Origin of the sequence: Klebsiella sp. K47, from assembly GCF_051858335.1 — a bacterium.
Lineage (GTDB): Bacteria > Pseudomonadota > Gammaproteobacteria > Enterobacterales > Enterobacteriaceae > Klebsiella > Klebsiella pneumoniae.
The window spans coordinates 94,016-106,257 of the sequence record NZ_JBPYUI010000012.1; the positions used below are offsets into that span (position 1 = coordinate 94,016).

The 12,242-nt window shown below is 59.3% G+C and carries 10 protein-coding genes; 4 read left to right on the plus strand and 6 right to left on the minus strand.

Translation table 11 applies throughout. The features are described from left to right. Positions 1 to 31 precede the first annotated feature (31 nt). Both rraB and miaE read left to right on the plus strand, forming a co-directional pair. Positions 32 to 454 (plus strand): ribonuclease E inhibitor RraB, encoded by a 423-nt coding sequence (rraB, locus tag RRF55_RS13795; protein ID WP_002886947.1) that lies wholly within the window; start codon positions 32 to 34, stop codon positions 452 to 454. Positions 455 to 512: 58 nt separating this feature from the next. Then, the gene (gene miaE, locus RRF55_RS13800; protein WP_004222190.1) at positions 513 to 1,277 is read left to right on the plus strand and encodes a tRNA isopentenyl-2-thiomethyl-A-37 hydroxylase MiaE; all 765 of its coding nucleotides are present in this window, start codon (positions 513 to 515) and stop codon (positions 1,275 to 1,277) included. Between the two features lie 263 nt (positions 1,278 to 1,540). Here miaE and RRF55_RS13805 read toward each other — a convergent pair whose 3' ends face one another. The 4 genes from RRF55_RS13805 to pepA all read right to left on the minus strand — a co-directional run bounded on the left by RRF55_RS13805 (position 1,541) and on the right by pepA (position 7,094). Next, positions 1,541 to 2,044: a GNAT family N-acetyltransferase gene (locus tag RRF55_RS13805; protein WP_004222194.1), complete on the minus strand. Its 504-nt coding sequence runs from the start codon at positions 2,042 to 2,044 to the stop codon at positions 1,541 to 1,543. 120 nt (positions 2,045 to 2,164) lie between these two features. After that, positions 2,165 to 5,020 carry a valine--tRNA ligase gene (locus RRF55_RS13810; RefSeq protein ID WP_002886952.1) on the minus strand — a complete coding sequence of 952 codons (2,856 nt, stop codon included), beginning with the start codon at positions 5,018 to 5,020 and terminating at the stop codon, positions 2,165 to 2,167. Next, positions 5,020 to 5,463, minus strand: a complete 444-nt coding sequence (holC, locus tag RRF55_RS13815; RefSeq protein WP_002886953.1) for a DNA polymerase III subunit chi — start codon at positions 5,461 to 5,463, stop codon at positions 5,020 to 5,022. Before holC ends, RRF55_RS13810 begins: the two co-directional genes overlap by 1 nt. 119 nt (positions 5,464 to 5,582) lie before the next feature. Beyond that, positions 5,583 to 7,094 (minus strand): leucyl aminopeptidase, encoded by a 1,512-nt coding sequence (pepA, locus tag RRF55_RS13820; RefSeq protein ID WP_002886954.1) that lies wholly within the window; start codon positions 7,092 to 7,094, stop codon positions 5,583 to 5,585. A gap of 389 nt (positions 7,095 to 7,483) precedes the next feature. Between pepA and lptF the strand changes: the two genes are divergently transcribed. Beyond that, the gene (lptF, locus tag RRF55_RS13825; protein WP_002886955.1) at positions 7,484 to 8,581 is read left to right on the plus strand and encodes an LPS export ABC transporter permease LptF; all 1,098 of its coding nucleotides are present in this window, start codon (positions 7,484 to 7,486) and stop codon (positions 8,579 to 8,581) included. Next, positions 8,581 to 9,663: an LPS export ABC transporter permease LptG gene (gene lptG / locus RRF55_RS13830; protein ID WP_002886956.1), complete on the plus strand. Its 1,083-nt coding sequence runs from the start codon at positions 8,581 to 8,583 to the stop codon at positions 9,661 to 9,663. The genes lptF and lptG overlap by 1 nt, the downstream gene beginning before the upstream one ends. 48 nt (positions 9,664 to 9,711) lie before the next feature. Here the strand turns inward: lptG and RRF55_RS13835 are convergent, their stop codons facing one another. Continuing rightward, positions 9,712 to 11,214 (minus strand): helicase HerA-like C-terminal domain-containing protein, encoded by a 1,503-nt coding sequence (locus RRF55_RS13835; protein WP_019704681.1) that lies wholly within the window; start codon positions 11,212 to 11,214, stop codon positions 9,712 to 9,714. A 98-nt stretch (positions 11,215 to 11,312) separates the two neighbouring features. Further along, positions 11,313 to 12,134, minus strand: a complete 822-nt coding sequence (locus RRF55_RS13840) for a TIM barrel protein (protein WP_004178392.1) — start codon at positions 12,132 to 12,134, stop codon at positions 11,313 to 11,315. Positions 12,135 to 12,242: the final 108 nt, after the last annotated feature.

Sequence of the window (12,242 nt, forward strand, 5' to 3'; positions counted from 1 at the left end):
GATAACTGCCGCACATTATGAGGAACGAGCCATGGCAAACCCGGAACACCTGGAAGAACAGCGTGAAGAGACGCGTCTGATTATCGAAGAGCTGCTGGAAGATGGCAGCGATCCGGACGCACTGTACACGATTGAGCATCACCTCTCTGCAGACGATTTCGAAACCCTGGAGAAAGTGGCGGTTGAAGCGTTCAAGCTGGGCTACGAAGTGACCGAGCCCGAAGAGCTGGAAGTGGAAGAGGGTGACATGGTCATCTGCTGCGATATTCTGAGCGAATGCGCGCTGAACGCAGACCTGATCGATGCCCAGGTGGAACAGCTGATGACGCTGGCAGAAAAATATGACGTCGAGTATGACGGTTGGGGCACCTATTATGAGGACCCGAACGGTGAAGACGGCGACGACGATGACGAAGAGTATGTCGATGAAGACGACGATGGTGTTCGCCACTAAGTCGCAGATGTTGTAGATGGATACGGCGGCGCCTGCCGCCGTATAGCAAGGAACTTTCATGGATTACCCGCAGATTCTTTCCCCGATTATCAACTTCCTGCACTGCCCGACGCCGCAGGCGTGGATTGACGAAGCCCGCAAGCCGGAAAACCTGCCGCTGCTGCTGACCGACCATATGGTGTGCGAGCTGAAAGCGGCGCAGAACGCCATGCTGCTGGTGCGTCGCTACGTCGCGGATAAAGCTGACGCCGACGAACTGTTGGCCTGCCTGAAGCCGTACGAAGACTTCACCTACCGCCGGGGGCCGGAGCCGGATTTTGTCGCTCTGCATAAACGGATCAACAAAAGCGCCATGCCGCAGACCGACGACCCGTGGGGCCGCCAGCTGCTGGACAGCATGATTTTATTGATTAAAGAGGAACTGCATCACTTCTGGCAGGTGCGGGAGATGATGCTGGCGCGCGATATCCCCTATGTCAAAATCACCGCCAGCAACTATGCCCGCGGCCTGCGGCGCGAAGTGCGCTCGCATGAGCCGGTGATGCTGATCGATAAGCTGATCTGCGGCGCCTATATCGAGGCCCGCTCCTGCGAACGCTTTGCCGCCCTGGCGCCGTGGCTGGACGACGATCTGCAAAAGTTCTACCTGTCGCTGCTGCGCTCCGAGGCGCGTCACTATCAGGACTATCTGGATCTGGCGCAGAAGATTGCCGGAGAAGATATCAGCGAGCGGGTGCGCCAGCTCGGCGAGGCGGAAGCGGCGCTGATCCTCCGTCCGGAGGCCGAGTTCCGCTTTCACAGCGGTGTGCCAGCCGCGGCGTAACCCACGATATTCGGGCCCGGTAGTCACTAACACCGGTAGTTTCAGTAGCCATGGGGAGAGAGATAGCGTTGAGAGCTTCAGCTCGCAATGGTACGGGCCGTAGGTCGGGTAAGGCGTTAGCCGCCACCCGACAAAAAAACGGCACCGCGAGCACGGGTAAGGTGCCAGCGGTGCCATCCGGGACATACCCCGGCTCGCGCTACGCTTAGCCGTGTAGCCCCGGTAAGCGCAGCGCTACCGGGGACGCCTGCGATATCGAGGCGCTACAGCGTTTTCAGCATCCGTACTTCGCAGTCCACGTGGCCGGTGCAGCCCAGCGGTCCGTCAATGTGCTCGAAGCCGAGATGTTCATATAAGCCGATCGCCTCCCTCAGGAAGGCGGTGGTTTCCAGATAGCAGCGCTTAAACCCTTGTTCGCGGGCGTAGTCCAGCGCCAGCAGCGCCAGCTTCTTCGCCAGCCCCTGGCCGCGGGCGCTGGTCATAAAATACATTTTCTGCAGCTCGCAGATATCCGGCTCGCTGCAGGCGAGCGGCGCGACGCCGCCGCCGCCAACCACTTCCCCTTCTTGCTCCACCACCCAGTAGGCGGAGCCCGGCTGGCTGTACAGCTCATACAGTTCATCGAGATTCGGGTCGGCGACCGTATAGCCTTTATCGGCGGTCAGGCCATATTCAGCCGAGACCTGGCGGATGACCCTGGCGATGGCGGCATTGTCTGCCGCCGTAATGCGACGCAGCAACGTCGCCGCGGGGACGCTCGTATTCATACAATGACTCATTACCCAAAAAAGACGAATGATGATGTTAATAACATCGCGACAGGGGAAAGCGCAAGCGAGGATGTTTCATAAAAAACGCCCCTTGCCGGGTGGCAAGGGGCGGGAGGATCACAGCGCGGCGATCACCGCCTGCTGCTCAATCAGCTTCGCTTTCGCTTCCGCGTAGCCTTCCAGCTTCTCGCGCTCTTTAGCGATAACTGCTTCCGGCGCGCGGGCGACAAAGCCTTCGTTGGCCAGCTTGCTCTCGATGCGGCCAATTTCACCTTCGATTTTGGCCACTTCTTTCGCCAGACGCGCCAGCTCATCTTCTTTATTGATGAGGCCCGCCATCGGGATCAGCAGCTCGGCGCCGTCGACAATCTTGGTCACCGAGACCGGACCTTTATCATCGGCAGGCAGCACGGTAATGCTTTCCAGACGCGCCAGGTTCAGCAGGAAGCTGCGGTTGTCGTTCACACGACGCTCGGCATCTTTGCTGCAGCCGCGCAGCAGCAGTTCCAGCGGTTTGCCCGGAGCGATGTTCATTTCCGCACGGATGTTACGCACGGCGACGATCGCCTGCTTCAGCCATTCGGTGTCGGCCAGCGCCGCGTCATCCACCTGAGAAGCATCGTACTGCGGGAACGGCTGCAGCATGATGGTGTCGGCGGTGATACCGCAGATCGCTTTCACGCGCTGCCAGATGGTCTCGGTAATGAATGGAATGATCGGATGCGCCAGGCGCAGCAGACCTTCCAGCACGGTGACCAGAGTATGGCGAGTCCCGCGCAGCTCCGCTTCGTTGCCACCGTTCATAACCGGCTTGGTCAGCTCCAGGTACCAGTCGCAGAACTGGTTCCAGGTGAACTCGTACAGGATGCCGGCGGCGATATCGAAGCGGAAGTTATCCAGCGCTTCGCGATATGCTTTCACGGTGTGGTTGAATTCCGCGATGATCCAGCGGTCGGCCAGGGAGAGCACCATTTCGCCGCCGTTGAAGCCACAATCCTGATCTTCGGTGTTCATCAGCACGAAGCGGCTGGCGTTCCACAGCTTATTACAGAAGTTACGGTAACCTTCCAGACGCTTCATATCCCAGTTGATGTCGCGGCCGGTAGAGGCCAGCGCCGCCAGGGTGAAGCGCAGGGCGTCGGTGCCGTGCGGCTCGATGCCGTTCGGGAACTGTTTCTCGGTACGCTTGCGGATTTTATCCGCCAGCTGCGGCTGCATCATGTTGCCGGTACGTTTTTCCAGCAGCTCCGGCAGGGTGATGCCGTCAACCATATCCAGCGGGTCAATGACGTTACCCTTGGACTTGGACATCTTCTGGCCTTCGTCATCGCGGATCAGACCGGTCATGTAGACGGTCTTAAACGGAACCTGCGGTTTACCGTTTTCATCTTTGATGAAGTGCATGGTCATCATGATCATGCGGGCGATCCAGAAGAAGATAATGTCGAAGCCGGACACCATCACGCTGGTCGGGTGGAACTGACGCAGGGCGTCGGTGTTTTCCGGCCAGCCGAGGGTGGAGAAGGTCCACAGCGCGGAGGAGAACCAGGTATCGAGAACGTCTTCATCCTGACGCAGGGCAACGTCGGCGCTCAGGTTGTTTTCCTGACGCACTTCGTCTTCGCTACGGCCTACGTAGACGTTGCCGTCGTTGTCATACCATGCCGGGATGCGGTGACCCCACCACAGCTGACGGGAGATACACCAGTCCTGAATATCGCGCATCCAGGAGAAGTACATGTTTTCGTACTGCTTCGGTACGAACTGGATGTCGCCGTTTTCAACGGCTTCGACTGCTGGCTTGGCCAGCACGTCCGCGCGCACGTACCACTGGTCGGTCAGCATCGGCTCGATCACCACGCCGCCGCGATCGCCGTAAGGGACGGTCAGGTCGTGCGGTTTGATCTCTTCCAGCAGGCCGAGGGCGTCAACCGCCGCAACAACGGCTTTACGCGCCGCGAAGCGTTCCAGTTTCTGGAACTCCGCCGGGATCTCGCTGGAGTAGACGTCGGATTCATTGCCTTTGGTGTCGTAGACTTCCGCGCTTTCGCGGATGTCGCCGTCAAAGGTGAGGATGTTGATCATCGGCAGTTGGTGACGACGACCCACTTCGTAGTCGTTAAAGTCGTGCGCCGGGGTGATCTTCACGCAGCCGGTGCCTTTTTCCATGTCGGCGTGTTCGTCGCCCACGATCGGGATGCGGCGGTTAACCAGCGGCAGCACCACGAATTTGCCAATCAGATCTTTGTAGCGCGGATCTTCCGGGTTAACGGCCACGCCGGTATCGCCCAGCAGGGTTTCCGGACGGGTGGTGGCGACCACCAGGTAATCTTTACCGTCAGCGGTTTTCGCGCCATCGGCCAGCGGGTAGCGGATGTGCCACATGGAACCTTTCGATTCGCGGTTTTCCACTTCGAGGTCGGAAATGGCGGTGCGCAGTTTCGGATCCCAGTTAACCAGGCGTTTGCCGCGGTAGATCAGGTCTTCTTTGTACAGGCGAACAAAGACTTCTTTCACGGCATTGGAAAGCCCCTCGTCCATGGTGAAGCGCTCGCGCTCCCAGTCCACGGAGTTGCCGAGACGGCGCATCTGACGGGTAATGGTGCCGCCGGATTCCGCTTTCCACTGCCAGATTTTGTCGATAAAGGCGTCGCGGCCGTAGTCGTGGCGGGTTTTCCCTTCTTCAGCGGCAATCTTACGCTCAACCACCATCTGGGTAGCGATACCTGCGTGGTCGGTACCGGCCTGCCACAGGGTGTTTTTGCCCTGCATGCGCTGGTAGCGAATCATGGTATCCATGATGGTTTGCTGGAAGGCATGACCCATATGCAAACTGCCGGTGACGTTCGGCGGCGGGATCATGATGCAGAAGCTCTCCTGGCTTTCATCACCATTCGGTTTGAAATAGCCCTGCTTTTCCCAGTGCTCGTAAAGCGGCTGTTCGATATCTTGTGGGTTGTATGTCTTTTCCATTATTTCCAGGTTGCCGTGTTCAGGTTGAAACCAGCCATGCGGTACGCCTTATAGCGTTCGCGCGCCAGTTGTTTCAGATTGTCTTCGTAAGGGACAAAGTCTATCACTTCTGTGAAAGCGGTGGCAAAATCTGCAAAGTTTAGCCGCAGGCTGATAAGAATATCCCGCGGGCTGCTGTTGCGCTTTTGCGGCCAGGCAATCTCTACCGGCGCGCCGCCTCTCGGGCCTTCGCCCGCCAGGTTATGCGGCACAAAGCTTTCCGGCGGCCGCGACCACAGCGCCTCGTCGAGGCGAATCGCCTGCTGTTCATCTTCGCAGGCGATCAGGACGCGCTTGCCGTTGCGCCAACGTTCTGCGGCAATGTCACACACCAGCTGCTCGACGGCGCTCAGGCCGTCGACGGTGGCGTCATTGTCCAGAAGATAGAACGTTGCGTTTTTCATATATGGGGCTTCTTGTTGTGGATTTAAATGCAAAGCCGGGCGGCGCTACGCTTACCCGGCCTACAGTGTGCTGCCGTTTGTAGGCCGGGTAAGGCATCGCCGCCACCCGGCATGTCACATCACTCTTCGCCGTTAAAACCCGCACGATTGAGCAGGAACTGCGACAGCAGTGCCACCGGACGACCGGTCGCGCCTTTGGCCTTACCGGAACGCCAGGCAGTACCGGCGATGTCGAGGTGCGCCCAGTTGTACTTGCGGGTGAAGCGCGACAGGAAACAGCCGGCGGTGATCGCGCCGCCAGGACGGCCGCCAATGTTCGCCATATCGGCAAAATTGGACTCCAGCTGATCCTGGAACTCGTCGGCCAGCGGCAAACGCCATGCGCGGTCGCCCGCCAGTTCGGAGGCGCCGATCAGCTCATGGGCCAGCGGGTTATGGTTCGACATCAGGCCGGTGATGTGATGGCCGAGGGCAATCACGCAGGCCCCGGTCAGCGTCGCCACGTCGATAACCGCTTCCGGCTCGAAGCGCTCAACGTAGGTCAGGACGTCGCACAGCACCAGGCGGCCTTCGGCGTCGGTGTTCAGCACTTCCACCGTCTGGCCGGACATAGTGGTCAGGACGTCACCCGGACGATAGGCGCGGCCGCCAGGCATGTTTTCACAGCCCGCCAGCACGCCGATGACGTTCAGCGGCAGCTGCAGTTCGGCAACCATCCGCATCACGCCGTACACCGCCGCCGCGCCGCACATGTCGTACTTCATCTCGTCCATGCCTTCGGCAGGCTTGATGGAGATACCGCCAGAGTCGAAGGTCAGGCCTTTACCGACCAGCACGATAGGGCGCGCGTCCTCAGCCGGGTTACCTTTATATTCGATGACCGACATCAGCGACTCGTTCTGCGACCCATTGCCGACGGCGAGGTAGGCGTTCATCCCCAGCTCGCGCATCTGCTGTTCGCCGATCACCCGGGTGATGACGTTTTTGCTGTAGGTATCGGCCAGCTGACGCGCCTGAGAGGCCAGATAGGCGGCGTTACAGATGTTCGGCGGCATATTGCCAAGATCTTTCGCCGCTTTGATGCCGGCGGCAATCGCCAGGCCATGCTGAATGGCGCGTTCGCCACTGGTCAGCTCGCGACGGGTCGGCACGTTAAAGACCATTTTACGCAGCGGGCGACGCGGCTCGCTTTTGTTGGTCTTCAGCTGGTCGAAGCTGTACAGCGTCTCTTTAGCGGTTTCAACCGCCTGGCGAACTTTCCAGTAGTTGTTACGGCCTTTGACGTGCAGCTCGGTCAGGAAGCAGACGGCTTCCATTGAGCCGGTATCATTCAGGGTATTGATGGTTTTCTGGATGACCTGCTTATACTGACGCTCATCCAGCTCGCGCTCTTTGCCGCAGCCAATCAGCAGAATGCGCTCAGACAGAATGTTTGGCACATGGTGCAGCAATAACGTCTGGCCAGGTTTGCCTTCCAGCTCGCCGCGACGCAGCAGGGCGCTGATGTAGCCGTCGCTGATTTTATCGAGTTGTTCGGCGATGGGGGAGAGGCGACGTGGTTCAAAGACGCCGACCACGATACAGGCGCTCCGCTGCTTCTCCGGGCTACCGCTTTTTACACTGAACTCCATGCACTATGCTCCTGAATCTTAAAGACAACAGTGGTGGCTACGGCTATACTCGTCGCCTTTCAAGTTGCAGATGCGCCGGCTGCGCCTGCTTACCCTGACGTGGCACATTGTGCGCGCCAGGGGCCACAGCCCTGCTGCCTTCTTACAACTCGAAATCCATTGAGTATATAATTGCAAGCTTTCGTAACTCATATCCGCTGTTGCGGTGACTTCGTGTTAATCTTAACGTTATTAAGGCCTGGGTTCGTCAGAAAAGATCCTGACATGCAGAACCGATGAGTCATTTAATCTTAGCGACGTTTTCGACGACCAAAGAGAATAAATGACGTTTAAGCCATGAAACAAGCAATTTTCCTGCACTAAAACGGGTTTTTACGGGCGTATTTATAGTGATAATCATAAGATATCTGGTTCGTGAGACGCTGAAAAGCCAGTTGGCGATCCTATTCATCCTGTTACTGATTTTCTTTTGTCAGAAATTAGTCAGGATCCTCGGCGCCGCGGTGGATGGCGATATCCCAACCAATCTGGTGCTCTCGCTGTTGGGGCTCGGCATCCCGGAGATGGCGCAGCTTATCCTGCCGTTAAGTCTGTTCCTTGGCCTGCTGATGACCCTCGGCAAGCTGTACACCGAAAGTGAAATTACGGTGATGCACGCCTGCGGCCTGAGCAAAGCCGTGCTGATCAAGGCGGCGATGATCCTCGCGCTGTTCACCGGCGCGGTGGCGGCGGTCAACGTTATGTGGGCGGGGCCGTGGTCGTCGCGCCATCAGGACGAAGTGCTGGCCGAAGCTAAAGCTAACCCCGGTATGGCGGCGCTGGCCCAGGGCCAGTTCCAGCAGGCCAGCGATGGTAACGCGGTGATGTTTATCGAAAGCGTCAACGGCAACCGCTTCCATGACGTCTTCCTTGCCCAGCTGCGTCCGAAAGGCAATGCGCGCCCCTCGGTGGTAGTGGCGGATTCCGGCGAGCTGTCGCAGCAGAAAGACGGCTCGCAGGTGGTGACCCTCAACAAGGGCACCCGCTTTGAAGGCACCGCGATGCTGCGCGACTTCCGCATTACCGACTTCAATAACTATCAGGCTATTATCGGCCACCAGGCGGTGAGCGCCGATCCGGACGACACCGAACAGATGGATATGCGCACCTTGTGGAAAACCCACACCGACCGCGCGCGCGCCGAACTGCACTGGCGCTTCACGCTGGTGGCGACCGTCTTCATTATGGCGCTGATGGTGGTGCCGCTCAGCGTGGTGAACCCGCGTCAGGGCCGCGTGCTGTCGATGCTGCCGGCGATGCTGCTTTACCTGGTGTTCTTCCTGCTGCAAACGTCGATTAAATCGAACGGCGGCAAAGGCAAAATGGACCCGGCTATCTGGATGTGGGCGATTAACCTGCTCTATTTTGCGCTGGCGGTGCTGTTAAACCTGTGGGACACGGTGCCGATGCGCCGCTTCCGCGCCCGTTTTAATAAAGGAGCGGCCTGATGCAGGCGTTTGGCGTACTTGACCGTTATATCGGTAAGACGATTTTCAACACCATCATGATGACCCTGTTCATGCTGGTGTCGCTCTCCGGCATTATCAAGTTTGTCGATCAGCTGAAAAAGTCCGGGCAGGGCAGCTACGATGCGCTGGGCGCTGGTCTCTACACCATCCTCAGCGTGCCGAAGGACATCCAGATCTTCTTCCCAATGGCGGCGCTGCTTGGCGCGCTGCTGGGGCTGGGGATGCTGGCCCAGCGCAGCGAACTGGTGGTGATGCAGGCATCCGGTTTCACCCGGCTGCAGGTAGCGCTGGCGGTAATGAAAACCGCGATCCCGCTGGTGCTGCTGACCATGGCCATCGGCGAGTGGGTGGCGCCGCAGGGCGAACAGATGGCGCGCAACTACCGTGCCCAGCAGATGTACGGCGGCTCGCTGCTCTCAACCCAGCAGGGGCTGTGGGCGAAAGATGGCCACAACTTTGTCTATATCGAACGGGTGAAAGGCAACGATGAGCTGGGGGGCGTCAGCATCTATGCCTTCAACCCGGAGCGTCGTTTACAGTCGGTGCGCTATGCCGCTTCGGCAAAATTCGATAGCGAAAATAAAGTGTGGCGTCTGTCGCAGGTGGATGAATCCGACCTGACCGATCCAAAGCAGGTGACCGGGTCGCAGATGGTGAGCGGCACCTGGAAAACCAACCTGACGCCGGACAAACTGGGCGTGGTTGCCCTGGATCCGGATGCGCTGTCGATCAGCGGGCTGCACAACTATGTGAAATACCTGAAGTCCAGCGGCCAGGATCCGGGACGCTACCAGCTCAATATGTGGAGCAAAATCTTCCAGCCGCTGTCGGTGGCGGTGATGATGCTGATGGCGCTGTCGTTTATCTTTGGCCCGCTGCGTAGCGTGCCGATGGGCGTCCGGGTGGTGACGGGGATTAGCTTCGGCTTTATCTTCTATGTCCTCGACCAGATTTTCGGCCCGCTGACCCTGGTCTACGGCATACCGCCGATCATCGGCGCGCTGTTGCCGAGCGCCAGCTTCTTCCTGATAAGCCTCTGGCTGATGATGCGCAAGGCCTAGCGGGTAAGCCTGAAACGTAAGCCCCCTCATCGCTGAGGGGGCTTTTTTTTAGCGCTTGCGTCCGCCCAGCAGGCTGCCCAGCATGCCGCGGACGATCTGATTGGTGACCTGGCGAACCGCGCTTTTCGCTGCGGTCTGCACGATACCGTCGCGTTTACCGCCCCGCGGGCCGGTGCTGCCGAACAGGATATCTTTCAGGCCGCCAAGTAGCCCGTCGTCATCGCCGCTCTGCTGACCCTTCGCCGGCGGAGCCGACTGCTGCCCGGTGGCGACCTGCACCCCTTGCTGCAGCATTTCGAAAGCCGACTCGCGGTCCACCTCCTCCTCATACTTGCCGTACAGCGGCGAGTGGTTCAGCAGACCATTGCGCTCGTCATCGCTGACCGGCCCCATTCGCGAGCAGGGGGCGATAACCATCGCCCGCTCGACCACCGACGGGCTGCCTTTCTCATCGAGGAAGGAGATCAGCGCCTCGCCGGTGCCCAGCTCCTGGATCGCCTGCTCGGTACTGAAGGCCGGGTTGGCGCGCATGGTCTGGGCGGCGGTTTTCACCGCCTTCTGGTCCTTCGGCGTAAAGGCGCGCAGGGCATGCTGCACGCGGTTGCCCAGCTGGCCGAGCACGGCGTCGGGAATATCCGCCGGGTTCTGCGAGACAAAGTAGACGCCGACGCCCTTGGAGCGGATAAGGCGGATCACCTGTTCAATTTTATCCAGCAGCACCTGCGGCGCGTCGTTGAACAGCAGATGCGCCTCATCGAAGAAGAACACCAGCTTCGGTTTATCGAGGTCGCCGGCTTCCGGCAGGCGCTCGTAGAGCTCGGAGAGCATCCACAGCAGGCTGGCGGCGTACAGCTTCGGCATCTGGTAGAGCTTTTCGGCGCTAAGGATATTGATCACCCCTTTACCGCTGGCATCGACGCGCATCCAGTCGGCAATATCCAACATCGGCTCGCCGAAGAAGTGCTCGGCGCCCTGTTGCTCCAGGGTCAACAGCCCGCGCTGGATGGCGCCGATCGAGGCGCTGTTAATATTGCCGTACTGGTTCTGGAAAGACTTGGCGTTATCGCCGATAAACTGGGTGATGGCGCGGAGGTCTTTGAAGTCGAGCAGCAGCAGGCCGCGGTCGTCCGCGATGCGGAAAATAATGTTCAGTACGCCGCTCTGCACGTCGTTGAGATTGAGCAGGCGCGCCAGCAGCAGGGGGCCGAGATCGGAAACCGTCGCCCGCACCGGGTGGCCCTTCTCGCCAAAGATATCCCAGAGCACCACCGGGTTGGCGTGCGGCTCCCAGTCGCTGACGCCGATCTTCTCCAGCCGCGCCTGCAGTTTCTCTGAGCTCTGCCCCGCGGCGGCAATGCCGGTCAGGTCGCCCTTGACGTCGGCCATAAATACCGGCACGCCAATCTCCGAGAACGACTCAGCCAGCTTCTGCAGGGTGACGGTTTTACCGGTGCCGGTCGCACCGGTGATAAGCCCATGGCGGTTGGCCATCGCGGGCAGTAAATAGAGCGCGTTATCCAGCGTGCGCGCAATCAACAGGGGTGAGCTCATGGTCGATTCCTCCATTTATCCTGCGACGATTATAGGCAACCTCGTCGTCCGGCGTTGGGAAAATCGTCACGCGCCGCGCACGCTGTACCGTGAGGGTCTCAGGCGCAGTGGCGCTGGATGAGCGCGATGCTCTGCTCAATTTCGCGCTCGATATCCGCTTCGCTCCATTGCGCCAGCTCGGGGGCGAAGGGCTCAAAAGCGTACACCCCCTGATAGCCGCGGGCTTCCAGCGCTTTAACCTGCTCGCAGGTGCCGAGACGATCCTGCGGGGTTAGCATGATGCGCTCGGCATCGGTGAGCTGCTCGCGCGGACGGCTATCGTCAACTCCTGAAAGGTGCACCAGCCCGATATCCGCCACCTCTACCTGGCTGAACTCGTCCGCCGCCTGCGGGTAAAGATGGTGATGGAAGGTATCGATCAGCAGCTTAAACGGCACGCGGGCGTCGTGGATCAGCGTCTGCGCCTGGTGCGCAGAACGCAGCGAGCTTTGCGGGAAGCCCAGCGGCTCCACCAGGCCGTGGATGCCATAGAAGGCGAACAGCGGCGCCAGGTCGCGCAGGGCGCCCAGGGTTTCGCTGGCCGGCACCTCGCTGCCGTCGTTGAGCGGACAGAGCACCAGCGATTTGGCGCCAATGGCCTGGGCCTCTTTCAGCAGCGATTCGGTCAACTGCCGCACCTCTTCGCTACGACGGTTAAAGGGGTAGACCGCGTTAATCGTCAGGATCTCGATGTGGTAGCGCGCCGCCAGCTCGCGCACCTGCTGATGGCTCAGATCGTCGGTCACTTTTCCACTGGGTAAATCGTTGCGCAGCTCGACCTTATTCAGGCCCAGACGGTTCACCAGACGGAAAAACGCTTCAATGCTGAGCGCTGGCGCGATTTTGCGGTTAATACAAAAACGTTGCATTGCGATGGCCATAGGACACTCCTGACGGAAGAGGGGGTAGGTTCGTTCAATTGGCTAACAGTCAAAACGTTTATTCCAAAATTAGCAAGAATGGAAATGATGAATGTTTGAGCTGTCTCG

Bases quoted from the DNA above. Each gene is read 5' to 3' on its own strand.
- miaE (WP_004222190.1), top strand. From the start codon at position 513: ATGGATTACCCGCAGATTCTTTCCCCGATTATCAACTTCCTGCACTGC.
- lptG (WP_002886956.1), top strand. From the start codon at position 8,581: ATGCAGGCGTTTGGCGTACTTGACCGTTATATCGGTAAGACGATTTTC.
- RRF55_RS13840 (WP_004178392.1), bottom strand. From the start codon at position 12,134: ATGGCCATCGCAATGCAACGTTTTTGTATTAACCGCAAAATCGCGCCA.
- RRF55_RS13805 (WP_004222194.1), bottom strand. From the start codon at position 2,044: ATGAATACGAGCGTCCCCGCGGCGACGTTGCTGCGTCGCATTACGGCG.
- RRF55_RS13835 (WP_019704681.1), bottom strand. From the start codon at position 11,214: ATGAGCTCACCCCTGTTGATTGCGCGCACGCTGGATAACGCGCTCTAT.
- pepA (WP_002886954.1), bottom strand. From the start codon at position 7,094: ATGGAGTTCAGTGTAAAAAGCGGTAGCCCGGAGAAGCAGCGGAGCGCC.
- holC (WP_002886953.1), bottom strand. From the start codon at position 5,463: ATGAAAAACGCAACGTTCTATCTTCTGGACAATGACGCCACCGTCGAC.
- rraB (WP_002886947.1), top strand. From the start codon at position 32: ATGGCAAACCCGGAACACCTGGAAGAACAGCGTGAAGAGACGCGTCTG.
- RRF55_RS13810 (WP_002886952.1), bottom strand. From the start codon at position 5,020: ATGGAAAAGACATACAACCCACAAGATATCGAACAGCCGCTTTACGAG.